This is a genomic window from Mycobacterium sp. SM3041, assembly GCF_039668335.1.
Lineage (GTDB): Bacteria > Actinomycetota > Actinomycetes > Mycobacteriales > Mycobacteriaceae > Mycobacterium.
In genome coordinates this window covers 339394-366266 of record NZ_JAYXBQ010000044.1, presented here as the reverse complement: position 1 = coordinate 366266, position 26873 = coordinate 339394, and the positions used below count along the sequence as shown (strand labels likewise).

26 protein-coding genes are annotated in these 26873 nt (G+C 67.7%); 13 read left to right on the top strand and 13 right to left on the bottom strand.

Translation table 11 applies throughout. The features are described from left to right. On the bottom strand, positions 1-366 hold the full coding sequence (trxA, locus tag VXD91_RS13965) for a thioredoxin (protein ID WP_318984587.1): 366 nt from the start codon (positions 364-366) through the stop codon (positions 1-3). A 230-nt stretch (positions 367-596) separates the two neighbouring features. Between trxA and VXD91_RS13960 the strand changes: the two genes are divergently transcribed. After that, positions 597-2075, top strand: a complete 1479-nt coding sequence (locus VXD91_RS13960; protein WP_318984586.1) for a serine/threonine-protein kinase — start codon at positions 597-599, stop codon at positions 2073-2075. Beyond that, complete coding sequence (locus VXD91_RS13955) at positions 2057-2902, top strand: M14 family zinc carboxypeptidase (RefSeq protein WP_318984585.1); 846 nt, start codon at positions 2057-2059, stop codon at positions 2900-2902. Before VXD91_RS13960 ends, VXD91_RS13955 begins: the two co-directional genes overlap by 19 nt. 28 nt (positions 2903-2930) lie before the next feature. Here VXD91_RS13955 and VXD91_RS13950 read toward each other — a convergent pair whose 3' ends face one another. Both VXD91_RS13950 and VXD91_RS13945 read right to left on the bottom strand, forming a co-directional pair. Then, a complete protein-coding gene (locus tag VXD91_RS13950; protein ID WP_318984584.1) occupies positions 2931-4031 on the bottom strand; it encodes an NADH:flavin oxidoreductase in 1101 nt (366 codons plus the stop codon). 69 nt (positions 4032-4100) lie between these two features. Further along, complete coding sequence (locus VXD91_RS13945) at positions 4101-4787, bottom strand: heme peroxidase (protein ID WP_346415685.1); 687 nt, start codon at positions 4785-4787, stop codon at positions 4101-4103. Positions 4788-5001: 214 nt separating this feature from the next. Between VXD91_RS13945 and VXD91_RS13940 the strand changes: the two genes are divergently transcribed. Continuing rightward, on the top strand, positions 5002-5463 hold the full coding sequence (locus VXD91_RS13940; protein WP_346415683.1) for a hypothetical protein: 462 nt from the start codon (positions 5002-5004) through the stop codon (positions 5461-5463). A 15-nt stretch (positions 5464-5478) separates the two neighbouring features. Here the strand turns inward: VXD91_RS13940 and VXD91_RS13935 are convergent, their stop codons facing one another. From VXD91_RS13935 to VXD91_RS13905, 7 genes are read right to left on the bottom strand one after another with little or no spacing between them, the layout of a single operon-like run. Continuing rightward, the gene (locus VXD91_RS13935; protein WP_061000889.1) at positions 5479-5853 is read right to left on the bottom strand and encodes a metal-sulfur cluster assembly factor; all 375 of its coding nucleotides are present in this window, start codon (positions 5851-5853) and stop codon (positions 5479-5481) included. Then, the gene (gene sufU / locus VXD91_RS13930) at positions 5850-6338 is read right to left on the bottom strand and encodes a Fe-S cluster assembly sulfur transfer protein SufU (protein ID WP_318984581.1); all 489 of its coding nucleotides are present in this window, start codon (positions 6336-6338) and stop codon (positions 5850-5852) included. Before sufU ends, VXD91_RS13935 begins: the two co-directional genes overlap by 4 nt. Continuing rightward, positions 6335-7579, bottom strand: coding sequence for a cysteine desulfurase (locus VXD91_RS13925; protein WP_346415682.1), 1245 nt, complete (start codon positions 7577-7579; stop codon positions 6335-6337). Before VXD91_RS13925 ends, sufU begins: the two co-directional genes overlap by 4 nt. Before the next feature lie 5 nt (positions 7580-7584). After that, positions 7585-8355: a Fe-S cluster assembly ATPase SufC gene (sufC, locus tag VXD91_RS13920; RefSeq protein WP_020100570.1), complete on the bottom strand. Its 771-nt coding sequence runs from the start codon at positions 8353-8355 to the stop codon at positions 7585-7587. Beyond that, positions 8352-9533 (bottom strand): Fe-S cluster assembly protein SufD, encoded by a 1182-nt coding sequence (gene sufD / locus VXD91_RS13915; protein WP_346415680.1) that lies wholly within the window; start codon positions 9531-9533, stop codon positions 8352-8354. Before sufD ends, sufC begins: the two co-directional genes overlap by 4 nt. Continuing rightward, positions 9533-10960 (bottom strand): Fe-S cluster assembly protein SufB, encoded by a 1428-nt coding sequence (sufB, locus tag VXD91_RS13910; RefSeq protein ID WP_318984578.1) that lies wholly within the window; start codon positions 10958-10960, stop codon positions 9533-9535. The genes sufD and sufB overlap by 1 nt, the downstream gene beginning before the upstream one ends. Further along, positions 10957-11706 (bottom strand): metalloregulator ArsR/SmtB family transcription factor, encoded by a 750-nt coding sequence (locus VXD91_RS13905; protein WP_318984577.1) that lies wholly within the window; start codon positions 11704-11706, stop codon positions 10957-10959. The genes sufB and VXD91_RS13905 overlap by 4 nt, the downstream gene beginning before the upstream one ends. A 97-nt stretch (positions 11707-11803) precedes the next feature. Here VXD91_RS13905 and mptB point away from each other — a divergent pair, with 97 nt between their 5' ends. Genes mptB through VXD91_RS13885 form a run of 4 tightly spaced genes read left to right on the top strand, consistent with a single transcriptional unit; the run spans position 11804 to position 16149 of the window. Continuing rightward, on the top strand, positions 11804-13483 hold the full coding sequence (gene mptB, locus VXD91_RS13900) for a polyprenol phosphomannose-dependent alpha 1,6 mannosyltransferase MptB (RefSeq protein ID WP_318984576.1): 1680 nt from the start codon (positions 11804-11806) through the stop codon (positions 13481-13483). Further along, positions 13480-14409: an ABC transporter ATP-binding protein gene (locus VXD91_RS13895; protein ID WP_318984575.1), complete on the top strand. Its 930-nt coding sequence runs from the start codon at positions 13480-13482 to the stop codon at positions 14407-14409. The genes mptB and VXD91_RS13895 overlap by 4 nt, the downstream gene beginning before the upstream one ends. Next, entirely contained in the window at positions 14406-15188 is a 783-nt protein-coding gene (locus VXD91_RS13890; RefSeq protein ID WP_318984574.1) for an ABC transporter permease, read from the top strand. Before VXD91_RS13895 ends, VXD91_RS13890 begins: the two co-directional genes overlap by 4 nt. A gap of 46 nt (positions 15189-15234) precedes the next feature. Next, positions 15235-16149: a heme A synthase gene (locus VXD91_RS13885; RefSeq protein WP_346415679.1), complete on the top strand. Its 915-nt coding sequence runs from the start codon at positions 15235-15237 to the stop codon at positions 16147-16149. A gap of 175 nt (positions 16150-16324) precedes the next feature. Here VXD91_RS13885 and VXD91_RS13880 read toward each other — a convergent pair whose 3' ends face one another. Beyond that, positions 16325-17260: a hypothetical protein gene (locus tag VXD91_RS13880; RefSeq protein WP_318984569.1), complete on the bottom strand. Its 936-nt coding sequence runs from the start codon at positions 17258-17260 to the stop codon at positions 16325-16327. A gap of 18 nt (positions 17261-17278) precedes the next feature. Between VXD91_RS13880 and VXD91_RS13875 the strand changes: the two genes are divergently transcribed. After that, complete coding sequence (locus VXD91_RS13875; protein ID WP_318984568.1) at positions 17279-18253, top strand: quinone oxidoreductase; 975 nt, start codon at positions 17279-17281, stop codon at positions 18251-18253. Here VXD91_RS13875 and VXD91_RS13870 read toward each other — a convergent pair. Beyond that, positions 18250-19179, bottom strand: coding sequence for a DUF1214 domain-containing protein (locus tag VXD91_RS13870; RefSeq protein WP_346415700.1), 930 nt, complete (start codon positions 19177-19179; stop codon positions 18250-18252). The two genes, VXD91_RS13875 and VXD91_RS13870, sit on opposite strands and share 4 nt — an antisense overlap. A gap of 29 nt (positions 19180-19208) precedes the next feature. Continuing rightward, a complete protein-coding gene (locus tag VXD91_RS13865; protein ID WP_346415678.1) occupies positions 19209-20222 on the bottom strand; it encodes a heme o synthase in 1014 nt (337 codons plus the stop codon). 228 nt (positions 20223-20450) lie between these two features. On the opposite strand from VXD91_RS13865, the gene tkt reads away from it, so the two are divergent. From tkt to pgl, 5 genes are read left to right on the top strand one after another with little or no spacing between them, the layout of a single operon-like run. Continuing rightward, positions 20451-22544 (top strand): transketolase, encoded by a 2094-nt coding sequence (gene tkt, locus VXD91_RS13860; protein ID WP_346415677.1) that lies wholly within the window; start codon positions 20451-20453, stop codon positions 22542-22544. A 26-nt stretch (positions 22545-22570) separates the two neighbouring features. Then, positions 22571-23680: a transaldolase gene (tal, locus tag VXD91_RS13855; protein WP_346415676.1), complete on the top strand. Its 1110-nt coding sequence runs from the start codon at positions 22571-22573 to the stop codon at positions 23678-23680. Next, positions 23677-25236, top strand: a complete 1560-nt coding sequence (gene zwf / locus VXD91_RS13850) for a glucose-6-phosphate dehydrogenase (RefSeq protein ID WP_346415675.1) — start codon at positions 23677-23679, stop codon at positions 25234-25236. The genes tal and zwf overlap by 4 nt, the downstream gene beginning before the upstream one ends. After that, positions 25233-26144 carry a glucose-6-phosphate dehydrogenase assembly protein OpcA gene (gene opcA / locus VXD91_RS13845; RefSeq protein WP_064984950.1) on the top strand — a complete coding sequence of 304 codons (912 nt, stop codon included), beginning with the start codon at positions 25233-25235 and terminating at the stop codon, positions 26142-26144. Before zwf ends, opcA begins: the two co-directional genes overlap by 4 nt. Then, entirely contained in the window at positions 26137-26871 is a 735-nt protein-coding gene (pgl, locus tag VXD91_RS13840) for a 6-phosphogluconolactonase (protein ID WP_346415674.1), read from the top strand. Before opcA ends, pgl begins: the two co-directional genes overlap by 8 nt. The last annotated feature ends 2 nt before the right edge of the window (positions 26872-26873 follow it).

Below are 26873 nucleotides of genomic sequence, written 5' to 3'. Positions count from 1 at the left end.
CTAGGCGTCGGTGGCGTCACCCTTTTCCGCCATCGCGGCGTCGATGTCGAATTCCTTGATCTGGCTGATGACCTCGTCGAGCTGGTTGGCCGCCAGCATGCCCGAGTGCCGGAACACGAGCTGGCCCTTCTTGAACGCCATCAGGGTCGGGATGGCCTGGATCTCGGCGGCGGAGGCCAGCGCCTGCTCGGCCTCGGTGTCGACCTTGGCGTGGAAGACGTCGGGGTGCTTGTCCGACGATGCGGTGAACGTCGGGGCGAACGCCCGGCACGGCCCGCACCATGACGCCCAGAAGTCCACCAGCACGATGTCGTTGTCGCTGATGATGCCGTTGAATTCGGCGGCGGTGATGTCCTTGGTGCTCACGCTTCTCCCAACATTGCGGTGTACCTGCTTGTTCCCGGTATCTGGTCGGCTCAATCCTGGTCTGGTCAGCTCAATCGCGCCAGCGCAGTGGCCGCGTCGTAGCCATTGAACCCGTCCAGGGTGCCGCTGCGCAGGCGGTTGACCCAACCGGGCACTGCAGCCGTCCTCCGATCGGTCGAACATGTCAAATCCTGGCCATTTACTACCAAAGGGCCGGGTACCATCCCCGCATGTCGCTAGGGGTCCATGAGCGGTTTGCGGACTTCACCATCATCCGCCGCATCGGGGCAGGCGGAATGGGCGAGGTCTATCTGGCCCAGCACCCCCGACTGCCGCGGCGGGACGCATTGAAACTGCTGGCTGGCGAGGCCTCATCCGACCCCGAATTTCGCGAACGCTTCTTACGTGAAGCCGACCTCGCCGCTACGTTGTGGCATCAGCACATCGTCGGGGTGCACGATCGCGGCGAGTTTCACGGTCAACTGTGGTTGTCGATGGACTACGTCGACGGTGAGGACGCCAGCACGCTTCTGAAGCGACAGTACGCGAGCGGAATGCCGATCGACCTCGTCACGGAAGTCGTCACCGCAATGGGATCGGCTCTGGACTACGCCCACGGCAAGGGACTGCTGCACCGAGATATCAAACCGGCCAACATCCTTCTAACCAAACCCGATGACAATGGCGGTCGGCGCATCCTGCTGAGCGACTTCGGGATTGCTAGGACTATGGACGACCGAGGCGGACTGACTGCCACCAATATGACAGTTGGCACCGTCGATTACGTTGCACCCGAACAACTTCTGGGCGAGACGCTCGACGGCCGCGCAGATCAGTATGCACTGGCAGCGACCGCATACCACCTCCTAACCGGCACGGTGCTGTTCCCAAATTCCAACGCCGCAGTGGTAATTAGCCACCACCTGCGTTCGTCGCCGCCTCCGTTGTCGGCCGTCCGCCCAGACCTCGCGGCGTTTGATCCGGTGTTTACTGCCGCACTGGCCAAAGACCCCAACGACCGCTTCGCAACATGCACAGATTTTGCGAAGGCGTTTGCGGCGCGGCGCGGCCTCGCGGCCGCAGCACCGACCATCGCTGCCGTCTTCCCAGGTGTCACGATGGCTCGCGAGGCTGCTCTGCCTTTTGTGCCACCGCCAGCAGCCGCATCACCTCCCGAATCCATCCGCACGCGTCGAGCGGCGTGGGCTGTATTCGCCGCGGTCGCACTCGGCGCCCTCGCCCTCATCGGAGGGTTCATGCTGGTGTCCAAACGGAATAATTCGACAACGGCAGCCGCCCAACAGACAATCGTGACGGTCTCGGTGCCGTTGCCACAGTCATCGCCGAGCCTCACCATTAGCAGTGCCGCTGTGCCACCTTCAACGGTTACTGTGACCCGGCCGTCGCCAGTGATCGTCGCACCAACTGTCGCCGCATCGCCCTTACCTACCGGCGTAGTTATCGGCACATGCGATGAAGGCGGATCCTGCGGCGTACAACAGCGGATTGCGCCGCACACCAATGCCACTCGCTTGTACCCCGATGATTTGAGAGACGGCATGACGGTCACGATTGCGTGTCAGACGACGGGGGACGCGCGATCAAGCGCGGGTCACGGCTCCAGCAAGACCTGGGTGCGTCTGACAAACGGAGCCTATGTGAACTCCGTCTACCTCGATATCGAGCCAGCGTGGGTCCCATACTGCTGACCGCCGCAACCGATCGAACCCGCTATCGGTTGGCGCGAATCATTCTGTGCACCATGGTGTTTGGGACGGTTGGTTGTTCCACCCCGGCACGTCAGCCCGCCGCGGCACAGCTCTCGATCGTCCGCTCCACGGCCGCACCGGTAACACCACCGTCGGCCATCGCCAATGTGGGCGCTGATGGACCACCTACGTGGCAACCGATAGCCACCACTGTGCAAGGCCGGCCGATCCGAGCGCTGACGGTCGGCCATGGACCACACCGGGTGCTGTTTGTCGGGGGAATCCACGGCGATGAACCCGAAGGCTCGCTTACTGCCGCTGAGCTACCGGCTGCGTTCACTGAGGCAGGACTGAATGAAGTGGCCTCACTCACCGTGATCGAGGACATCAACCCAGACGGTCGCGCGGCAGCGACGCGCGGCAATTCCAACGGCATCGACGTAAACAGGAATTTCCCGGCGGCCAACTTCGATGCCACCATCGCGGAGTCCGGGGGCGAGCCGTTGAACCAGCCCGAGTCACGCGCGTTAGTGGAGACGATCGATCGAGTCCACCCCGACCTCATCTTGGTTGCGCATTCCTGGCGGGGCAGGCAGTTCATCAATTTTGATGGTCCTGCCCGCGAAATTGCCGAGAAGTTCTCGGCAACAACCGGTCTACCAGTCGAGGAGTCATCAGCGTTCGCCCCGACCCCAGGTTCGCTGGGGTCCTATGCCGGGCGAGACCGAGGCGTGCCAGTTCTCACGATCGAGGTGCTCCGTGGCACAAACCCCCAGGCCGTGTGGACGTCGCTCAAGACGGCTTTGTTAGACGCGATCCACGGCTGACTGGTACGACCTTCCGCACTAGCTCGGCTCAGCTCAATCGCGCCAGCGCAGTGGCCGCGTCGTAGCCATTGAACCCGTCCAGGGTGCCGCTGCGCAGGCGGTTGACCCAACCGGGGTCGGCCAGCAGGGCCCGGCCGATCGCGACCATGTCGAACTCACCCGCGTCGAACTGCTCCACCAGCTGATCCACCGGCCCCGGCTCGATGACCTGGCCCGGCTTCTCGGACCGGAATGCGGTCTGCAGGCCGACCGAACCGACCGTGATGACGGGCGTCCCGGTGACCTTCTTGGTCCAGCCGGCCAGCGTCAGCGCGGGGTCGGCGTCGGGGAAGGCCGGCACATAGTGGCGGCGCGTCGACGGATGCAGCGCATCGACACCGGCATCGACCAACGGCGCCAGCAGTTCCTGCAACTGAATCGGGTCATCGACGAGCGTCGCGTTGTAGTCGGTGCCCTTCCACTGCGAGAAGCGGTAGATGATCGGGTAGTCCGGGCCGACTGCGGCCCGCACCGCCGCGACCACCTCGGCGGGGAACCGCGTGCGGTTCTGGACCGAACCGCCGTACTCGTCGGTGCGCAGATTCGTTCTGGCCCACAGGAATTGGTCGAGCAGGTAGCCGTGGGCACCATGCAGCTCGACGGCGTCGAAGCCGACCTCCTTGGCGTTGCGGGCCGCTTCGGCGAACCACTGCGCGACGGCAGGGAGCTCGTCAGCATCCAGTGCCCGGCCGATCTGCTCGCCATGGCCGTTGACGCCCGACGGACTGACCGGTGCCACCCCGTCGCGGTCGCCACGCTCGGCGCCCTGGTGCCACAGCTGGGCGGCGATGGTCGCGCCGTGCCGGTGCACCGCGCTCGTGACGTTGCGCCAGCCGTCGAGCGCCTCGGCGCCCACGAGCGTCGGGATGTCCGGCGAGCCGGCTGCCGACGGGTCACCCAATCGCACGCCTTCGGTGATGATCAGGCCCACGCCGCCGGCGGCCCGACGCGCGTAGTACTCCGCCACGTCGGGCCCCGGGACGCCTCCGGGCGACGCCTGCCTGGTCATGGGTGCCATCGCGAACCGGTTGGGCACGGTCAGGTTCCGCAGGGCCAGTGGGGCGAAGAGTCCAGATGCATCGACGGTCATGAGCCTATGCAACACCGTGCCGGCTCAACCGATTCCGGCGGCGCCCGGCTGGCGGTCATTCGTCGGCCGTCAGGCCGACGACGGCAGCTCCTGTGCGCGGCGGGCTTCGAACCGCCAGATCGCCTGGTGCAGCGCATCGGCGTGCCAGCCGGCCGCGTCCGAGACTGCGGCGAGGAGCCCTGCCGTGTCGGCCGGGCCGCCATCAGCAACCTCGCGTGCGACGTATCCCGCGACCGTCGGATCGGTGCCCGGCAGTTCCGCCAGCATCAGCAGGAAGCGCCAGGTGAAGCCCGACCGTTGCCCGGGCACCGCGCACCACGCCCGCTTGGCCGCCTTCGCCCGCTCCGGGTCCGCGGTGATGACCCGTAGGTCCTCGGTGGTGCAGATCCCCAGTGCGACGAAGGCCTGCGCCACTTGTGTCAGCGCCACCGATCGCAGCGGTGCGTCTTTCCTCGTGGACGTCGGCCGCCGGTTACCGATCTGGGCGGCCCACTGTTCCGGACCGCCCAGCGCCTCGACATTGGCGAGCAGTTCGGCTGCGCCGTCGGTGTCGGCGTCACCGCCTTGCCCGGCCCGGTAACTGCGGTACCGCTCGACGATGGTGTCGACGGTGAGGTGCCGGGCGCCGGGTGCATAGATCGCGTCAATGATGCAGAGCGCCAATGAATTCGGATAACCGACGGGCGTCGGCCAGCCGGCCGGATCGCCGAGATCGCGTTCGCACGCGGCCTGCAGTCGTTCGATGTCAGCGTTCATCGTGTTGCCTCCTGTCGCAACGGACCGGTGTGGTCCTGTTGCGCTGGAAGCTAGAGAAGGGCTCCGACAAGAGCGCCGCGTGCAGGCGCCGGAATCGGGAGTTATCCACAGGACCGGCGACTTCCCAAGCGTGGATATGTAGGGAATCCCCTTATTTGCCCGGCAGTCTCGCGGCCCTAGCGTCGATGTCATCAGCCGACTGGAAGGGGCCGACATGTTCGACGGTGTATTCGTCCGGCGTTGCGGCAGCATGGCATTCACGTTGATCGGCGCCTTCGGCACGGCGGGCGTCGCGTGGGCGCCCCCTGCTGCCGCCGACGTGGTCGAGGAGTACGTGAGGGGTTACTGTTCGCCGCCGAACGGTCAGGACTGCAATGCCCGGCCGTCGATCCATTTCGACGCCCACATCGCCGAGAAGGTGCTGGCATCGTTCAACAACGACGCCAACGGTTGTTCGGACATCGTCGTGCGCTTCTATCTGGACGGCCGCCAGATCGCTGCGCCGGCCATCGCGCGGCCCGGCAGCACCGTCACCGCTCCGCCGGCCTACACCAAGACGGCCGGTGGCCACGAGCTGAGTGTCAGCGCCACCGGCATCAAGGGTGGCTGCAACACCGGCACGCTGGAGGCGTTCGGCGGCACGTTGTCCGCCAACGTCATCGAACTGCGGCAGTGAGTGCGCGCCGCGGAATCAGACGGTGAAGCCCAGCGCCCGGAGCTGTTCGCGACCGTCGTCGGTGATCTTGTCCGGGCCCCACGGCGGGTTCCACACCCAGTTCAGCTTGAGGTCGCTGACCAGGCCGGCACCGACCAGGGCGGTCCGGGACTGGTCCTCGATCACGTCGGTCAACGGACAGGCGGCCGACGTCAGCGTCATGTCCAGCTTCACGACGGTGCCTTCGTCCCCCTCTTCGAGGGTCATGCCGTAGACGAGCCCGAGGTCGACGACGTTGATGCCGAGTTCAGGGTCGACGACGTCGCGCATGGCCTCCTCGACGGCGTCGAGCAGTTCGGGGTCGTCGACCACGTTGGCCGCGGTGGTGGCTTCGGGTGTGCCTTCAGTCATCGCTTGTCCTCCGCAATTGCGCCGGCGGATGCCAGCGCGGTGTCTTTGGCGCTCGCCTCGGCGAGCGCGGCTTTGAACGCGGTCCACCCCAGCAGCGCGCATTTCACGCGTGCCGGGTACTTGGCGACACCGGCGAACGCGATGCCGTCACCCAACACATCTTCGTCCCCCTCGACGTTGCCGCGGGAGGAAATCATCTCGGTGAACGCGCCGACGGTCTTGAGCGCTTCGTCCACGGTCTGGCCGATCACCTGATCGGTGAGCACCGACGTCGACGCCTGGCTGATCGAGCAGCCCTGGCCGTCGTACGAGATGTCGGCGATGGTCTCGCCGTCGTCGGACAGTGTCACCCGCAGCGTCACCTCGTCACCACACGTCGGGTTGACGTGGTGCACCTGCGCGCCGAACGGCTCACGCAGCCCGCGGTGATGCGGGTGCTTGTAGTGGTCCAGGATCACTTCCTGGTACATCTGTTCCATTCTCATGCAAAGAACTCCACAGCGCGTTTGACGCCCGCGACCAGCCGGTCCACCTCGTCGAGCGTGTTGTAGACGGCGAACGACGCCCGGGCCGTCGCGGCGATACCGAACCGCCGGTGAAGTGGCGCCGCGCAGTGATGCCCGACCCGGACCGCGATGCCCTCGTCATCCAGAATCTGGCCGACGTCGTGGGCATGCACACCATCGAGCACGAAGCTCACCGGAGACCCGCGATGCTCGGTGGTGGTCGGCCCGATGATCCGCACCTGCGGAATCTGGGTCAGCCCATCCAACGTGGCGGCCACCAGCTCGGCTTCGTGCGCCTCGACAGCGGCCATCCCGATGGCATCGAGATACCGTGCGGCAGCGGCCAATCCGACCACCTGCGACGTCATCGGCGTGCCGGCCTCGAAGCGCTGCGGCGCGGCCGCATAGGTCGCCGACTCCATCGTGACGGTCTCGATCATGGATCCGCCGGTGAGGAACGGCGGCAGCGCGTTGAGCAGCGCACGGCGCCCGTACAACACACCGATCCCGGTGGGCCCCAACATCTTGTGGCCAGAGAAGGCCGCGAAGTCGACGTCGAGCGCGTGGAAGTCGACGGGCTGGTGCGGCACCGACTGGCACGCGTCCAGCACCGTCAGCGCACCGACAGCCTTGGCCCGACGCACGATCTCCGCCACCGGCGCGATGGCACCCGTGACGTTCGAATGATGGGTGAAGGCAACCACTTTCACCCGGTCATCGAGCTGCAGCGAGTCCAGGTCGATGCGGCCGTCGTCGGTCACCGAATACCAGCGCAGTTCCGCGCCGGTCCGGCGGGCCAGCTCCTGCCACGGGATCAGGTTGGCGTGGTGCTCCAGCTCCGTGGTGACGATGACGTCCCCCGGCCCGACGGCGCGGTCGAACCGGTTGTCCCCCACCGCATACGACACCAGGTTCAGGGCCTCGGTGGCGTTCTTGGTGAAGACGAGCTCGTCGTCGTCGGCACCGACGAACGCCGCGATGTCGGCACGGCCCTGTTCGTAGGCGTCGGTCGACTCCTCCATCAGCTGGTGCGCACCGCGGTGCACCGCGCCGTTGGAGGTGGTCAGGAACTCCCGCTCGGCATCGAGCACCTGCAGCGGCTTCTGCGACGTGGCCCCGGAATCCAGGTACGCCAACGTGTTTCCGCCGCGCATCACCCGACTCAGGATCGGGAAGTCGGCCCTGATCCTGGTCAGGTCGAGGTCGACTGACGCTGTCATGGGAATCAGGCTCCGGCGGCCGCGGCCTGCGTGTAGCGCTCGTAGCCGTTCTCTTCGAGCTCGTCGGCCAGCTCCGGACCACCGGAGGTGATGATGCGGCCGTCGAAGAAGACGTGCACGAACTGCGGACGGATGTAGCGCAGGATGCGGGTGTAGTGCGTGATCAGCAGGACGCCGCCGTGCTCGGCCTCGGCGTACCGGTTGACGCCCTCGGACACGACGCGCAGTGCGTCGACGTCCAGGCCCGAGTCGGTCTCGTCGAGGATGGCGATCTTCGGCTTCAGCAGGCCCAGCTGCAGGATTTCGTGGCGCTTCTTCTCACCACCGGAGAAGCCCTCGTTGACGCTGCGCTCGCCGAAGGCCGGATCGATGTCCAGCTCCGACATGGCGGTCTTGACCTCTTTGACCCAGTGGCGCAGCTTGGGGGCCTCGCCACGGACCGCGGTCGCCGCGGTGCGCAGGAAGTTCGACATCGAGACGCCGGGCACCTCGACGGGGTACTGCATGGCCAGGAAGAGGCCGGCGCGCGCACGCTCGTCGACGCTCATCTCCAGCACGTCCTCGCCATCGAGGGTGATGGAGCCCGAGGTGACGGTGTACTTGGGGTGGCCGGCGATGGCGTACGACAGCGTCGACTTGCCAGAACCGTTGGGGCCCATGACCGCGTGGGTCTCGCCCGACTTCACGGTCAGGTTGACGCCCTTGAGGATCGGCACATCGGCGCCGTCCGGTGCGGTGACCGAGACGTGCAGGTCCTTGATTTCCAGTGTGGTCATGAGTTGTTGCGTCCTTCAGTCAGTTCAAGTTCGTGTTCGATGGCGGCGGTGAGGCGTTCGCGGACTTCCGGCACGGCGATCTTCTGGATGATCTCGCCGAAGAAGCCCCGGACCACCAGGCGGCGGGCCTGGTCCTCGGGAATGCCGCGGGCCTGCAGGTAGAACAGCTGCTCGTCGTCGAAACGTCCGGTGGCACTGGCGTGTCCGGCGCCGACGATCTCGCCGGTCTCGATCTCGAGGTTGGGCACCGAGTCGGCGCGGGCACCGTCGGTGAGCACCAGATTGCGGTTCACCTCGAAGGTGTCGGTGCCGGTGGCCGCGGCCCGGATCAGCACGTCGCCGATCCATACGGTGTGGGCATCGGCCTTCTTCGAGTCCGGATCCCCTTGCAGCGCACCCTTGTACAGCACGTTCGAGCGGCAGTTCGGCACCGCGTGGTCAACCAGCAGGCGCGACTCGAAGTGCTGGCCCTCGTCGGCGAAGTACAGGCCGAGCATCTCGGCGTCACCGCCGGGGCCCAGGTAGCGGGTCCGCGAGGTCAGTCGCACGACGTCACCGCCGAGCGTGACGGCGACGTGCCGCAGCACGGCGTCCTTACCCAGCGTGGCGTGGTGGGTGCTGACGTTCACCGCGTCGTCGGCCCAGTCGGCGATCGACACGACGGTCAGCCGCGCCGCGTCACCGACGACGAATTCGATGTTGTCGGCGTAGGTTCCGCTGCCGCTCTGGTCGATGACCACGACGGCCTCGCCGAGCTCGGCGACCCGCAGCTGCAGGTGGCCGTACGCGGTCTTGCCCTCACCGGGGCCGGCGATGGCGATCTCGATGGGCTCGGCGACCTGGACGTCGCGACCGACCGACACGATGGTCGCCTCGGCGAACGACGAATACGCCTGCGCGGCAACGCGGTCCGCGGGCACACCGCCCTGGCCCAGTCGCTCGTCGTCGCGGCCGACGGTCTCGACGGTGACACCGTCGCGCTCCGAAACCTCGACGCGCGCAGCGCCGGTGGCGACAGCGGAGCCGTCGTGCAGGCCGTGCAGACGCTTGAGCGGCGTGAACCGCCACAGCTCGTCACGGCCGCCCGGGACCTCGAAAGCGTTGACGTCGTAGGACGTGAACAGCTCACCCTTGTTGGCGACGATGCCTTCCGTCGCCTCAGTCAGATTCGAACTCACTAGCCGACAGCACCTTCCATCTGCAGCTCGATCAGCCGGTTGAGCTCGAGCGCGTATTCCATTGGCAGTTCCTTGGCGATGGGCTCGACGAAGCCGCGCACCACCATCGCCATGGCCTCGTCCTCGGTCAGGCCGCGGCTCATCAGATAGAACATCTGGTCCTCGCTGACCTTCGAGACCGTGGCCTCGTGACCCATCGTGACGTCGTCCTCACGGATGTCGACGTACGGGTAGGTGTCCGAGCGGCTCACGTTGTCGACAAGCAGCGCATCGCATTTCACGCTCGACTTGGAGCCGTGCGCGCCCTTGTTGACCTGGATCAGGCCACGGTACGACGAGCGGCCGCCACCGCGGGCCACCGACTTGGACACGATGTTGCTCGACGTGTTCGGCGCCAGGTGCACCATCTTGGCGCCGGTGTCCTGGTGCTGGCCTTCGCCCGCGAACGCCACCGAGAGCACCTCGCCCTTGGCGTGCTCGCCGGTCATCCAGACCGCCGGGTACTTCATGGTGACCTTGGAACCGATGTTGCCGTCGATCCACTCCATGGTCGCGCCGGCCTCGGCGCGGGCCCGCTTGGTGACCAGGTTGTAGACGTTGTTCGACCAGTTCTGGATGGTCGTGTACCGAACGCGCGCACCGGGTTTCACCACGATCTCGACGACGGCCGAGTGCAGCGAGTCCGACTTGTAGATCGGCGCGGTACAACCCTCCACGTAGTGCACGTAGGAGCCTTCGTCGGCGATGATCAGCGTCCGCTCGAACTGGCCCATGTTCTCGGTGTTGATGCGGAAGTAGGCCTGCAGCGGGATGTCGACGTGCACGCCCGGCGGCACGTAGATGAACGAGCCACCCGACCACACGGCCGAGTTCAGCGCGGAGAACTTGTTGTCACCGGCCGGGATCACGGTGCCGAAGTACTGCTTGAACAGGTCCGGGTGCTCGCGCAGGCCCGAGTCGGTGTCCAGGAAGATGACGCCCTGCGCCTCGAGGTCCTCGCGGATCTGGTGGTACACGACCTCCGACTCGTACTGTGCGGCGACACCGGCGACCAGGCGCTGCTTCTCGGCCTCCGGGATGCCCAGGCGGTCGTAGGTGTTCTTGATGTCCTCGGGCAGGTCCTCCCAGGACGCGGCCTGCTTCTCGGTGGACCGCACGAAGTACTTGATGTTGTCGAAGTCGATGCCCTCGAGGTCACTGCCCCAGCGCGGCATCGGCTTCTTGTCGAAGATGTGCAGCGCCTTGAGCCGGAAGTCGAGCATCCACTCCGGCTCGTTCTTCTTCGACGAGATGTCGCGGACGACAGCCTCGTTCAACCCACGGGTCGCGGCGGCGCCTGCGGCATCACTGTCTGCCCAGCCGTAGCCGTACGTGCCCAGGGAGGCAATGGTCTCCTCCTGGGTCAGCTGTTCCGGGGTGGTCGTCATTGCGACACTCCTTCTTCTTGGGTCGCGGGGTGGATCGAGTGGACTGCGTTCTCGGGGATGACGGGAACGTGCGTCGTACATGCACAGTCGCCGTTGACGATGGTGGCCAGGCGCTGGACGTGCGTGCCGAGGACCTCGGCGAACGCTTCACGCTCGGCGTCGCACAGTTCGGGGAACTCCTCGGCGACGTGCGAGACCGGGCAGTGGTGCTGGCAGATCTGCACCCCGCCGATCGGCCCCGTCACCGGGGTTGTTGTGGTGGCGTAACCGGCCTTGGTCAGCGCCGCGGCCACCTGGTCCGCGGTGTCGGTGACGTCGTCGGTGGCCGTCACGCCGGACAGGATCGAGTCGATACGACGACGCGCGAAGGTGCGGATGGCGTCGTCACCGCCGATTTCGCGCAGCTGGCGCATGGCGGCCGCGGCGAGGTCGTCGTAGGTGTGGCCGAGCTTGGCGCGCCCGGCGGCGGTCAGCCGGTAGCGCTTGGCGGGACGACCACGCCCGTTGTGCTGCCATGCGGCCGCGGCACTGGACTCGGCGTCGCCGGCCTCGATGAGAGCGTCGAGATGACGCCGCACACCAGCGGCGGAGATGCCGAGCTGCTCGCCGATCTGGGTCGCGGTGACCGCGCCTTCCAGCAGCAACTGCACGATGGCCGAACGGGTGTGACCATCGGAAACAGCCGTCGCCGACGCCACCGCGGTCGCGGTGCCGACAGCTTCGGGAGCTCCGGACGGTAATTTCACAACACCATTGTGACGGAATTCAGAACCCGAATCTAGGAAGGTAACCCTTATCACCGAGTTGGCGGGGGCCGAACAGGCCTACGGCTAATCTGCTCTGATGCCCGACCGCCTTCAGCACCTGAGCACGGCCGTCGCGCATTGGCACGCCGACGAACCGTCCGTCGGCTCGCCCCTGAACGCGTCCGAGGTCGCATCCCTGCGCCGGACCCGGCGATTCGGCGCCACCGGAACCGTACTCATGGCCATCGGCGCGCTCGGCGCCGGCGCCCGGCCCGTCGTGCAGGACCCGACGTTCGGCGTGCGCCTGCTCAACCTGCCGTCGCGCATCCAGACCGTCTCACTGACCATGACCACCACCGGCGCCGTCATGATGGCGCTGGCGTGGCTGATGCTGGGCCGCTACACGCTGGGCAAACGCCGGATGTCGCGTAGCCAGCTGGACCAGACACTGCTGCTGTGGGCGCTGCCGCTGCTGATCGCGCCGCCGATGTACAGCAAGGACGTCTACTCCTATCTGGCGCAGAGCCAGATAGCGAGCATCGGGCTGGACCCCTACCGTGTCGGCCCGGCGACCGGTCTCGGGCTCGGCCACGTGTTCACCCTGACGGTGCCGAGCCTCTGGCGCGAGACACCGGCGCCCTACGGACCGCTGTTCCTGTGGATCGGGCGCGGCATCTCCGAGCTCACCGGCGACAACATCGTCGCCGGCGTGCTCTCCCACCGGCTGGTCGTGCTGCTCGGTGTCGCGGCCACGGTGTGGGCAACGCCACGTCTGGCCCGTCGCTGCGGTGTCGCCGAGGTCAGCGCGCTGTGGCTGGGACCGTGTAATCCCCTGCTCTTCATGCACCTCATCGCGGGCATCCACAACGAGGCCCCGATGCTCGGCCTGATGCTCGCCGGCACCGAATTCGCCATGCGCGGCATCGATTCCGGCCGTCCCCTCATCCCCCGACCACTGCACTGGCCACGGCACCGGGAGGACTGGTCCGCGTGGTGGCCGCTGGCGATGCTGCTGACCGGCACGGTGCTCATCGCCATGTCATCGCAGATCAAGCTGCCCTCCCTGCTCGCGCTGGGTTTCGTGGCGATGGCCCTCGCGCGCCGGCTGGGCGGGACGGTCAAGGCCTTCTTCCAGGCCTGTGTGCCGCTGGGCACCGTCGCGCTGGCGGTCATGGCGCTCATCGGCTGGGCCAGCGGCCTGGGCTTCGGCTGGCTGTTCACCCTCGGCACCGCGAACGTGGTGCGGTCCTGGATGTCGCCGCCGACACTCGTCGCGCTCGGCACGGGACAGGTCGGCATCCTGCTGGGCCTGGGCGACCACACCACCGCGGTCCTCGGACTGACCCGTGGGATCGGCGTCTTCGTCATCGGCGTGCTGGTCAGCTGGCTGCTGCTGTCGGTGCTGCGGGGACGGCTCCACCCGCTCGGCGGCCTCGGCGTCGCCATGGGCGCGACGGTGCTGCTGTTCCCCGTCGTACAGCCCTGGTACCTGCTCTGGGCGATCATCCCGCTGGCCTGCTGGGCCACCCGGCCGGGCTTCCGTGGCACCACCATCGTGGTGACGTTCGTCGTCGGCGTCTTCGGCCCGACGGCCAACGGCGACCGGTTCGCGCTCTTCCAGATCCTCGACGCCACGCTGGCCAGCACCGTCATCGTGCTGCTGCTGATCGCCCTGACGCGGGGCCGCCTGCCCTGGCGCGGATTGCCGGAATCGGACAACGGTGACGCCCCTGGTAGCGGCGCTGCCAGGTCCGACGCTTACGCTGAATCCCCGTGAGTTCCGGTGAGACGCCCGTATTGCTGCGCGGCGTCAGCAAGCGCTACGGCGATATCCAGGCCGTGAACAACCTGGATCTGGAGGTGCAGCGCGCCGAGGTGCTGGCCCTGCTCGGACCCAACGGGGCCGGTAAGACCACCACTGTCGAGATGTGCGAAGGCTTCAACAAGCCTGACTCCGGCAGCATCTCGATCCTGGGCCTGGACCCGACGGCCGACAACGCCAAGCTGCGCGCCCGCATCGGTGTGATGCTGCAGGGTGGCGGCGGCTACCCCGCCGCCAAGGCCGGCGAGATGCTGAACCTGGTCGCGGCGTATTCGGCGAATCCGCTCGACCCGCAATGGCTGCTGGACACCCTCGGTCTGACCGAAGCCGCGCGCACCACCTACCGCCGGCTGTCCGGCGGGCAGCAGCAGCGCCTGGCACTGGCGTGCGCCATCGTCGGACGGCCCGAGCTGGTGTTCCTCGACGAGCCGACCGCCGGCATGGACGCCCACGCCCGAATCGTGGTGTGGGAGTTGATCGAAGGCCTGCGCCGCGACGGTGTCACCGTCGTACTGACCACGCATCAGCTCACCGAGGCCGAGGAACTGGCCGACCGGATCGTCATCATCGACCACGGCGCGGCCGTCGCCGCGGGCACCCCCGCCGACCTGACGCGCGGCGGCGCCGAGAACCAGTTGCGCTTCTCGGCCCCGCCCAAACTGGACCTTTCGCTGCTGATCTCGGCGCTGCCGGAGGGCTACCGCGCCACCGAAGCCGGCGCCGGCGAGTACCTGGTGGAGGGCCACATCGACCCGCAGGTGCTGGCGACCGTCACCGCGTGGGCCGCCCGCCTGAACGTGCTGGCCACCGACATGCGCGTCGAGCAGCGCAGCCTCGAGGACGTGTTCCTCGACCTGACCGGACGGGAGCTGCGGTCGTGAGTACCGAGACCAATCGGTTCGCACCGGGGACGTTCACCCCGGACCCGCGGCCCGCGGGTATCCCCGCCATGCTGGCGGCACAGTACGGCCTGGAGCTCAAACTGCTGCTGCGTAACGGCGAGCAGCTGCTGCTGACCATGTTCATCCCGATCACGCTGCTGGTCGGGCTCACGCTGCTGCCGCTGGGCTCCCTGGGGGACCACCGGCCGGGGACGTTCACCCCGCCGATCATGGCGCTGGCGGTCATCTCGACGGCGTTCACCGGACAGGCCATCGCCGTCGCGTTCGATCGGCGCTACGGCGCGCTCAAGCGCCTCGGCGCGACCGCGCTGCCGGTGTGGGGCATCATCGCCGGTAAGTCGCTGGCCGTCATCACGACGGTGTTCCTGCAGTCAATCCTGTTGGGCGGCATCGGCATTGCGCTGGGCTGGCGGCCGAGCCCGCTGAGCCTGCTGCTCGGCGCCCTCGTCATCGCGCTCGGTACGGCCTCGTTCGCGGCGCTGGGTCTGCTGCTCGGCGGGACGCTGAAGGCCGAGATCGTGCTGGCCCTCGCGAATCTGCTGTGGTTCATTCTGGCCGGCCTCGGCGCCTTGACCATCGAGCATCGCGTCGTCCCCGAGGCGCTGCGCTGGGTGGCCCGGCTGACGCCGTCGGGTGCGCTGACCGAGTCCCTCACCCAGGCGATGACGCTGTCGGTGGACTGGTTCGGCATCGCGGTGCTGGCCGTGTGGGGAGTGCTCGCCGGGCTGGCCGCGATGCGCTGGTTCCGGTTCAGCTGACGGCCCCTACTACGCCACGTAGTTAGCGCTGGCCTACGATCAGACCGTGCTCGACAAGCTGCCCATCCCCTCGCTTCGGGTCCAGCGGCTCATCGCGTTCCTCGTCATCCTGACCCAGGGCGGCATCGCCGTCACCGGAGCCATCGTCCGCGTCACCGCATCCGGTCTGGGCTGCCCGACGTGGCCGCAGTGCTTCCCGGGCAGCTTCGTGCCGGTGCCGCACGCCGAAGTGCCCGTCGTGCATCAGGCCGTCGAATTCACCAACCGCATGTTCACGTTCGGCGTCGTGCTGACGGCCGCCCTGGCGGTGCTCGCCGTCATCCGTGCCGGCCGCCGCCGCGAGGTGCAGGTCTATGCCTGGCTGATGCCGGCGTCGACTGTGGTGCAGGCGGTCATCGGCGGCATCACGGTCCGCACCGGACTGCTGTGGTGGACCGTCGCCGTCCACCTGCTGGTGTCGATGGTGATGGTCTGGCTGGCCGTGCTGCTCTACGTCAAGATCGGCGAACCCGACTCGGGCACCGAGGAACTCGTCGTGCCGCAGCCGCTGCGCTGGTTCACCGCACTGACCGCCGTCACCCTGTCCGCGGTGCTCGTCACCGGGACCTTGGTGACCGGCGCCGGACCACATGCCGGCGACAAGAGCGCCCTCCAACCGGTCAAGCGCCTGCAGGTCGAGATCACTGATCTGGCGCACCTGCACTCGTCGCTGCTGGTGGCTTACCTCAGCTTCGTCATCGGCCTGGGCTTCGCACTGCTCGCGGTGCGCGCCCCCAAGCCCGTACTGCTGCGGCTGGCGGTGCTGGCCGGGCTGGTGCTCGCGCAGGGCGCCGTCGGCGCGGTCCAGTTCTACACCGGCGTCCCCGCCGTTCTGGTCGCCATCCACGTCGCGGGCGCCGGCGCCTGCACCGCGGCCACCGCAGCGCTATGGGCGTCGATGCGACAGCGGACGTCCCCGTAACGAAATCCCTGGCTTCAGTCGGGTCTGCGGCATCCCGCCACAGATTTCAACCAGGGACGCAGCGACGCCGAAATCGATCCCTGACTTGAGTCAAAGTAGCGACACGTCGCCGCAGATTGACGTCAGGGATCTCGGCTCAGCACTTCGCCCGCCAACCATGCCCCAGGCAGCCTGGTTATCCCCGGCCCGACAGCGGGCCTAGCCCGAGCCGCTCCAGGGCCGACTCGACGCCGACGGCGAATTGCCGTTGGGCCACAGCGCGTTCGGGCTCGGCCAGTTGCCGCCAGCCCAGGCCCGGTTCGACGAGTTCCAGCTCGAGCAACCGCGGGTCCCGGTGATCGCCGATGACGTCCACCCGCGCGTACAGGAACTCCTCCGGCTCGATCCCGAGATGCGTGGCCGCAGCGGCCAGCGTCGCGTAGCCGACGTCCCACAATTCGAAATCCGGGTCGGCAGGCTGTAGCTGTTCCTCGGTGTACGTGCCGGATTCGTGCATCTCCACACTGCCACCGGGCGGCGGCAACATCGGCCCCTTGCTGAACGCGTGCGACTGCTTGCCGGCCAGGAACACCAGGGCGGTCTCCCCTGCCTCGATACGCTCGTCATACGGCTGGATCAGCGCCGTGCGGCCATCGGCCTGGAGCGCGGCAGCATGCGCGGCGGCCGCGGCGGCATCGGTGAATCGTTGCGCCCCAACCGAACCCGCACCCACTGCGGGTTTGACCACGACCTCACCGCTGGGCACCGTCACCGACTCCCCCGGCGCGAAGAAACCGCTGGGCACCGTCGGCACGCCGGCCGCCGCCAAGTCCGCCAGGTAACGCTTGTCGCTGTTCCACGCCACCACCCCGGGCGCGTTCAGCAGATTGCGCACCTTCGTGGTCCAGGCCAGGAATTCGTCGTGCCGCTCGGTGTAGTCCCACGTGGCCCGCAGGATCACGAGATCGGCCTGCAGTGTGGCGGGGTCGTCCCACGCCAGCCACTGCGCATGCAAACCGCGGTCCCGCAACGCCTTGACCAACCCGTCGTCGTCTCCGTCGCCTTCGACGAGAGCCCGGCAACCTGCCAAAACGATGCGTGGATGACGGATATCGGGCCGCGCGAGTTTCACGTTGGAATGATAGGTGGCATGCACGCCATCGAAGTCGCCGAACTCGGCGGTCCAGAAGTCCTGTCCTTCGTCGAACGCCCCGAGCCCACGCCGGGCCCGGGCGAGGTCCTGATCAAGGCCGAGGCCATCGGCGTCAACTTCATCGACACGTATTTCCGCTCCGGCCTCTATCAGCGCGAAGTGCCGTACATCCCCGGCACCGAGGTCTGCGGCACCATCACCGCGGTTGGTGACGATGTGGCGGCGCTGGCCGTCGGCGACCGCGTGGTCACCGCCGCGGCCGACGCCACCTACTCCGAATACTGCGTCGCACCAGCCGATTACGTGGCCTACGTCCCGGAGGGCGTCGACCCCGAGGTGGCGGCCGCGGCACTGCTCAAGGGCATGACGGCGCATTACCTGATCAAGTCGACCTATCCGGTCCAGCAGGGCGACACCGTGCTGCTGCACGCCGGCGCGGGCGGCGTCGGGCTCATCCTGACGCAGTGGGCCACCAGCATGGCCGTCCGGGTCATCACCACTGTCTCCAACCAGGACAAGGCCGAGTTGTCCCGGCGGGCCGGCGCCATCGAGGTGCTCGACTATCCCGACGACCCCGCCGAGTTCGGCGCCAAGATCCGCGAACTGACGGGCGGCAACGGCGTCGCCGCCGTGTACGACGGGGTGGGCGCGTCCACGTTCGAGGCCAGCCTGGCCAGCCTCGCGGTGCGCGGCACCCTGGCCTTGTTCGGCGCGTCGAGCGGTCCCGTGCCGCCGTTCGACCTGCAGCGGCTCAACAGCGCGGGCTCGTTGTTCGTCACCCGGCCGACGCTGGCCCACTACACCCGCACGGCCGACGAATTCTCGTGGCGGGCAGGCGAACTGCTGCAGGCCGTCGCCGACGGCACCATCAACGTTACGGTCAGCCAGCGCTACCCGCTGGCCGACGCCGCCCGTGCACACGCCGACCTGCAGGCCCGCCTGACCGTCGGCTCGGTGGTGCTGGTGCCCTAGACCGGCTCGGCCGCCGGGAACGTCCAGGCGCCGTCGAGAATCTCGGCCCGCGGGCGGTACAGCCGCACGGTGTAGTTCCAGCCCGGCGTGATCGGCAGCAGATTGTCGGCACCCGCGCCACCGAACTGGATGGTTGTCGAACCGTCGGCGGCCTTGACCGCGGTGATGTTGTTCAGCGAGTAGGCATTCTGCTCGTTGGCGGTGAAGTAGCCGTCCTGGTTGTAGACCGTCACCGACCAGAAACCGTCCACCGGAACGTCTTCGACGGTGAGCCGGTGCACCGTGGTGCCGTCGTTCTGGGACGGCACCACGGTCAGGTAGAACGCGTCGCGCTCGGGATTGCCGCCCCAGGCGTTGGCCGAGCCGATCAGGTGCCGCACCGGGTCGGTGTCGGCCGCGGTGCCGAACATGCCCTTGGTGTCCGGCAGCGTGGTGGCCAGCGTGACGAGGGCGTCGCGCACGGTCTTCTGGCTGACGGGGTCCCAGTCGGGTACCTCGAAGCTGCCCGGGGCGTCCTGCGTGACGGTGACGGCGTCCTGCAGCGCGTGCACGGCGGCCAGGTCGGCGGCATCGTTGGGATCGACCAGCGTGCGGACGGCCACCGCCACATACCGGGTGCCGACGGCGTCGCGTGTCAGGTCGACCGTCGCCGGGGCGTAGGCGACCTGGGTCGTGTAGTGGTCCTCGTTGATGACCTGGAGCGACATGAACCGGCTCGCGCTGTCGGGCAGGGTGACGGTGACCGGTCCGGCGTCGAGGTCGAACACCGCCGCCGAGTAGAGGGTGTCGCGGTTCTGCCGGATGACGACCTGGTGATCGATCGAGCTCAGTTCGCGATGATGGAGAAAGCCACCGACGCCGCCGTCGTTCACGATGCCGGAGAAGTACAGATCCGATTCGGCGCGGGCGAAATTGTCGGGGCTCACCGGTTGGGGCATGCCCCCAAGCTAGCGGGTCAGTGGAACAGCATCGGCAGCGCGAGTGCCGAGTCGACCGCCAGCGCGCAGAACACGACGGCGAGGTAGTTGTTCGACTGCAGGAACAGGCGCAGCGGCTTCACCGGCTCACCGCGCTTCACGCCCGAGTACAGCTGGTGTGCCATCACCAGGAACCAGACGCCGGCGACGAGCGCGACGGCCGCGTACAGCCAGCCGGTGGCGAACGCCAGCGCGAGCGTCGTGAGGACCGTGGCCCAGGTGTAGATCAGGATCTGCTTGGTGACCGCGCGCTCGGTGGCGACGACGGGCAGCATCGGCACGCCGGCTGCCTCGTAGTCCTCCTTGTAACGCATGGCCAGCGCCCAGGTGTGCGGCGGCGTCCAGAAGAAGATGATCAGGAACATCACCAGCGCCGGCCACTGGATGGTGCCGGTGACCGCCGACCAGCCGATCATCACCGGCATGCAGCCGGCCGCGCCACCCCACACCACGTTCTGCGAGGTGCGGCGCTTCAGCAGCAGCGTGTAGACGAAGACGTAGAAGGCGATGGTCGCCAGCGCCAGCAGGCCCGACAGCAGATTCGAGCTGCGCCACAGCCACAGGAACGACGTGACCGTGAGCACCAGGCCGAAGATCAGCGCGTTGCGGGTGGGCACCGTCGCGCGGGCCAACGGCCGGCGGGCGGTGCGCTTCATCACCTTGTCGATGTCGGCGTCGGCGACACAGTTCAGCGTGTTGGCGCCGGCCGCCGCGAGCAGCCCGCCGACCAGGGTGTTGAGGATCAACAGCGGCTTGATCGGACCCTGGCTGGCCACCACGTCGAAGCGGTGCGCCAGCAGCATCGCCGGGATGGTCGTCACCAGCAGCAGCTCGATGACACGCGGCTTGGTGAGCGCGATGTAGGCCAGCAGCGTGTCCCGCACGCGGTTCGGCGACTTGGTCCCCGAAGCAGCGTCGTGCTCGTCAGACGCCGCAGCTCCGGGACCGAAACCGTGTGCCCCGTGGACGGAACGGCGCTCGCGAATGCTCACGCAGATATCTCCTCGGAAGTCACGGCCGCGCAGCCTCTACTACAGACGATGGTAGACCGCGCACCTGAGTGCTCCACACCGCAGGGTGCATTCAGGTGAACGGAAACCCAATGACGGACAGGCCAAAGGTGAAGCGGTCTGCACCACACCAGCGGCGCGCACTAGGGTAGTCATGCAGCTCGCTTGCGATTTGCCGAGCCCGAGACGTCCCTCAGTAGGAGTGCGCCCGTGACCACAGTCGAAGAGATTTCCGAACTCACCCGCCCGCACCACCCGGACGACTGGACCGAGCTGGACTCGGCCGCCGTCGACACCGTGCGCGTGCTGGCCGCGGATGCGGTTCAGAAGGTCGGAAACGGCCACCCCGGAACCGCCATGAGCCTGGCCCCGCTGGCCTACACCCTGTTCCAGCGCCAGATGCGCCACGACCCGTCCGACACCCACTGGATCGGCCGTGACCGCTTCGTCCTGTCGTGTGGACATTCCAGCCTGACGCTGTACCTGCAGCTGTACCTGGGCGGCTTCGGCCTCGAACTGGCCGACATCGAGGCGCTGCGCACCTGGGGCTCGCTGACCCCCGGCCACCCCGAGTACGGCCACACCAAGGGTGTCGAGATCACCACCGGTCCGCTGGGCCAGGGCCTGGCGTCGTCGGTCGGCATGGCGATGGCGGCCCGCTACGAGCGCGGTCTGTTCGACCCCGACGCCGCTCCGGGTGAGAGCCCGTTCGACCACTTCATCTACGTGATCGCCTCGGACGGCGACATCGAAGAGGGGGTGACGAGCGAGGCGTCGTCGCTCGCCGGCACCCAGCAGCTGGGCAACCTGATCGTGCTGTGGGACAACAACAAGATCTCCATCGAGCACGACACCAACATCGCGCTGTCCGAGGACACCTGCGCCCGCTACCGCGCCTACGGCTGGCACGTGCAGGAGGTCGAGGGCGGCGAGAACGTCGTCGCGATCGAAGAGGCGCTGGCCGCCGCGCGCGCGGTGACGGACCGCCCGTCGTTCATCTCGGTGCGCACCATCATCGGCTACCCGGCGCCCACCAAGATGAACACCGGCGGGGTGCACGGTTCGGCGCTGGGCGCCGACGAGGTCGCCGCCACCAAGAAGGTGCTGGGCTTCGACCCGGACAAGAGCTTCGAGGTGAAGCCCGAGGTCATCGAACACACCCGTGAACTGGTCGCCCGCGGCAAGAAGGCGCACGACGAGTGGCAGGTCGCGTTCGACGCCTGGGCCGCCAAGGAACCCGAACGCAAGAAGCTGCTGGACCGCCTGGAGGCCGGCGAACTGCCCGAGGGCTGGGACGCCGACCTGACGTACTGGGAGCCGGGCAGCAAGGCCGTCGCGACGCGTGCCGCGTTCGGCAAGGTCCTCAACGACGTGGCCGGCAAGCTGCCCGAATTGTGGGGTGGCTCAGCCGATCTCGCGGGCAGCAACAACACCACCATCAACGGGGTGAAGTCCTTCGGCCCGCCGTCGATCTCGACCGAGGACTACACCGCCGACTGGTACGGCCGCGTGCTGCACTTCGGCATCCGCGAGCACGCCATGGGTTCGATCCTCAACGGCATCGTGCTGCACGGCCCGACGCGTCCGTTCGCGGGCACCTTCCTGCAGTTCGCCGACTACATGCGCCCGGCGGTGCGGCTGGCCGCGCTGATGAACATCGACCCGATCTACATCTGGACCCACGACTCCATCGGTCTGGGTGAGGACGGCCCGACGCACCAGCCGATCGAGCACCTGGCCGCGCTGCGCGCGATCCCGAACCTGTCGGTGGTCCGTCCCGCCGACCCGAACGAGACCGCCTACACCTGGCGCACCATCCTGCAGCGCACCCACGGCAACAACCCGACCGGTTTCATCCTGACCCGCCAGGGGGTACCCGTCCTCGAGGGAACGTCGTCGGAAGGTGCGGCGAAGGGTGGCTACGTGCTCGGCGGCGGTAACCCGGCCGACGACGCCGACGTCATCATCATCGCGACGGGCTCCGAGGTGCAGCTGGCCGTCGAGGCACAGAAGCTGTTGGCGGACAAGGACATCGTCGCCTACGTGGTGTCGATGCCGTGCCTGGAATGGTTCGAGGCGCAGCCGAAGGAGTACCGCGACGCGGTGCTGCCGCCCGACGTCTCGGCACGTGTTGCGGTCGAGGCCGGCATCGCGCAGCCTTGGCACAAGCTGGTCGGTGACACCGGCGAGATCATCTCGATCGAGCACTACGGCGCATCGGCCGACGACAAGACCCTGTTCCGGGAGTTCGGCTTCACCGCTGAGGCCGTCGTCGCCGCCGCAGAACGCTCGTTGGACAACTGACAACCGATTCAGAAAAGAGCACCCTCATGACTCAGAACCCGAACCTCGCGGCGCTGAGCGCCGCCGGTGTCTCCGTGTGGCTCGACGACCTGTCGCGTGAGCGGCTGCAGACCGGAAACCTGCAGCAGCTGATCGACACCCGCAGCGTTGTGGGCGTCACCACCAACCCGTCGATCTTCCAGGCCGCGCTGTCGAAGGGCACGGCCTACGACGAGCAGGTGCACGAGCTGGCGTCTCGTGGCGCCGACGTGGACGCCACCATCCGCACCGTCACCACCGACGACGTCCGCAACGCGTGCGACGTGCTGGCCAAGGTGTACGAGGCCACCGGCGGCGTCGACGGCCGGGTGTCGATCGAGGTCGACCCGCGCCTGGCGCACGACACCGACAAGACGATCCTGCAGGCCATCGAGCTGTGGAAGATCGTCGACCGGCCCAACCTGCTGATCAAGATCCCGGCGACGCTGGCGGGCCTGCCGGCGATCACCGCCGTGATCGCCGAGGGCATCTCCGTCAATGTCACCCTGATCTTCTCGGTCGAGCGGCACCGGGCCGTGATGGACGCCTACCTGACCGGGCTCGAGAAGGCCCGCGAAGCCGGCCACGACCTGTCCAAGATCCATTCCGTCGCTTCGTTCTTCGTGTCCCGCGTGGACACCGAGATCGACGCGCGGCTGGAGAAGATCGGCGGCTCGGCGCTGGGTCTGCGCGGCAAGGCCGGCGTCGCCAACGCCCGGCTGGCCTACGCGGCCTACGAGCAGGTCTTCGGCGGCCCGCAGTTCGCGAGCCTCAAGGCCGAGGGCGCTCGCGTGCAGCGTCCGCTGTGGGCGTCGACCGGCGTGAAGAACCCGGACTACCCGGACACGCTGTACGTCACCGAGCTGGTGGCCGCCGACACGGTCAACACCATGCCGGAGAAGACGCTGGAGGCCGTCGCCGACCACGGTCAGATCACCGGAGACACCATCACCGGCACGGCTGCGGCCGCACAGGCCGTGTTCGACGAGCTCTCGGCCGTCGGTATCGACCTGGCTGACGTGTTCAACGTCCTCGAGGTCGAGGGCGTGGAGAAGTTCGAGAAGTCCTGGGGCGAGCTGCTCGAGGCCACTCAGGGTCAGCTCGACGCGCTGAAATGAGCGACAGCAGCGGGCGGCCGACGGACTGGGTGAACCCGCTGCGGGACAAGCGTGACAAGCGCATGCCCCGCATCGCCGGCCCGTGCGCGGTCGTGATCTTCGGTGTCACAGGCGATCTCGCCCGGAAGAAGCTCATGCCGGCGATCTACGACCTCGCGAACCGCGGGCTGCTGCCGCCGTCGTTCGCCTTGGTGGGGTTCGCCCGGCGGGACTGGGCCGACGAGGATTTCGGCAAGGTCGTCTACGACGCCGTCAAACAACATGCTCGGACACCGTTCCGGCAGGAGGTCTGGGACCGACTGGCCGAGGGATTCCGGTTCGTGCAGGGCACGTTCGACGACGACGCAGCGTTCCAACGGCTGCGTGACACGTTGCACAAGCTCGACGAGGAACGCGGCACCGGCGGCAATCACGCGTTCTACCTGTCGATTCCGCCGAACGCGTTCCCGCAGGTGTGCGAGCAGCTGTCGACGTCCGGCCTGGCCAACAAGTCGGACGGGTCCTGGAGCCGGGTGGTCATCGAGAAACCGTTCGGTCACGACCTGGCCAGCGCCGAAGCGCTCAACGGGGTCGTCAACAGTGTGTTCCCGGAGTCATCGGTGTTCCGCATCGACCACTACCTGGGCAAGGAGACCGTCCAGAACATCCTGGCCCTGCGGTTCGCCAACGAGTTGTTCGAGCCGGTGTGGAACGCCCATTACGTCGACAGTGTGCAGATCACCATGGCCGAAGACATTGGTCTCGGTGGCCGCGGCGGTTACTACGACGGAGTGGGCGCCGCCCGCGACGTCATTCAGAACCACCTCCTGCAGCTGCTCGCGCTGACGGCGCTGGAGGAGCCGGTCAACTTCTCGCCGCATGAACTGCAAGCCGAGAAGATCAAGGTGCTGTCGGCAACGCACCTGGCCGAGCCGCTGGACGAGACCACGGCACGCGGTCAGTACGCCGCCGGCTGGCAGGGCGGACAGAAGGTGGTCGGGCTGCTCGACGAGGAAGGCTTCTCGAAGACGTCCACCACCGAGACGTACGCCGCCATCACCGTCGAAGTCGACACGCGGCGCTGGGCCGGCGTGCCGTTCTACCTGCGCACCGGAAAACGGTTGGGGCGCCGGGTCACCGAGATCGCGCTGGTGTTCAAGCGGGCCCCGCACCTGCCGTTCGATGCGACGATGACCGACGAGCTCGGGCAGAACGCACTGGTGATCCGGGTGCAGCCCGACGAAGGCATCACCCTGCGGTTCGGTTCGAAGGTGCCGGGTCATCTCATGGAGGTCCGCGACGTCAGCATGGACTTCTCGTACGGTTCGGCGTTCGCCGAGGACTCCCCCGAAGCCTACGAACGACTGATCCTCGACGTCCTGCTCGGCGAACCGTCGCTGTTCCCGGTCAACGCCGAAGTCGAATTGTCCTGGAAGATATTGGATCCCGTGCTCGAACATTGGGCGGCGCAGGACCGCGCCGGCGGCCGGCCCGAGGCCTACGAAGCAGGCACCTGGGGGCCGGAATCGGCGTTCGAAATGTTGCGGCGCACCGGCCGCGAATGGAGGCGGCCGTGATTCTCGAACTGCCCGACACCGATACCGGTGCGATCAACAAGAAGATCGTCGCCCTGCGCGAAGAGGGCGGCGCCATCACCCTCGGGCGGGTGCTGACCCTGGTGGTGGCACCTGACACCGAAGCCATGCTGGAAGAGGCGATCGACGCGGCCAACACCGCCAGCCGCGAACACCCCTGCCGCGTCATCGTGGTGATCCCGGGCGACCGGTTGGCCACCGAAGCGCGGCTGGACGCCCAACTCCGCGTGGGCCGCGACGCCGGCGCCAACGAGGTTGTGGTGCTGCGTCTTTCGGGTCCGCTGGCCGGCCACGCCAGCAGCGTCGTGACGCCTTTCCTGCTTCCGGATACCCCGGTGGTCACCTGGTGGCCCGATGTGGCGCCGGCGGTGCCGGCGGCCGACCCGTTGGGCAAGCTGGCCATCCGCCGGATCACCGACGCCACCAACGGCGAAGACCCGCTGGCGTGCATCAAGAGCCGACTCGCCGGCTACACGTCCGGGGACACCGATCTGGCCTGGAGCCGGGTGACCTACTGGCGGGCACTGCTCGCCGCCGCACTGGATCAGGCACCGTACGAACCGATCACCGAGGCACTGGTGTCGGGGCTGAAAGACGAACCGGCCCTGGACATCTTGGCCGGCTGGCTGGCGGCCTGCATCGACGGTCCTGTGACACGTGCAGTCGGCGATCTCAAAGTCGTGCTGACCCGGCCGAGCGAGACCATCACGCTGAGCCGCCCGCAGACCGGTGTCACCGCGTCGCTCACCCGCACCGGCCGGCCGGAGGCCCGCATTCCGCTGGCCCGCCGGGAAGCTCGCGACTGCCTCGCCGAAGAGATGCGCCGGCTGGATGCCGACGAGATCTATCATCGCGCCCTGGTGGGCCTGGACAAGGTTGTTTATGTCTGAGCAGATCATCGAAAAGTACGCCGACGCAGACGCTTTGGTGACCGCGGCGGGAGACCGCCTGGTGTCGGCCATCAACGGTGCCATCGCGGCCCGCGGTGTGGCGTACATCGTGCTGACCGGCGGCGGCACCGGCATCAAGTTGCTCAAGCACGTCGGCGGACATCCGATCGACTGGGCCAAGGTGCACCTGTTCTGGGGTGACGACCGTTTCGTCCCGGCCGACGATGCCGACCGGAACATCAAGCAGGCGCGCGAGGCGCTGCTGGATTCCGTTGCGATTCCGGCCGCGAACGTGCACGCGATGGCCGCGAGCGACGGCGAGTTCGGCGACGACATCGACGCCGCGGCCGCCGCCTACGAACGCGAGTTGGCCCTGGTCGCCGGGAATGGTTCGCCGACACCGGAATTCGACGTCCACCTGCTGGGCATGGGCGGCGAGGGGCACGTCAACTCGCTGTTCCCGCACACCGACGCGGTGCGCGAGACGGCACGGTACGTCGTCGCCGTCACCGACTCCCCCAAGCCCCCACCGCGGCGGATCACCCTGACGCTGCCCGCGGTCCGGCGGGCCCGTCAGGTGTGGCTTGTCGTGGCCGGCGCCGAGAAGGCCGGCGCGGTCGCGGCCGCGGTCGGTGGCGCTGCGGCAGAAGACATTCCAGCGGCCGGCGCCGTCGGCACCGAGGCGACGGTGTGGTTGCTCGACGAGGCCGCGGCAGCGAAACTGTAGCC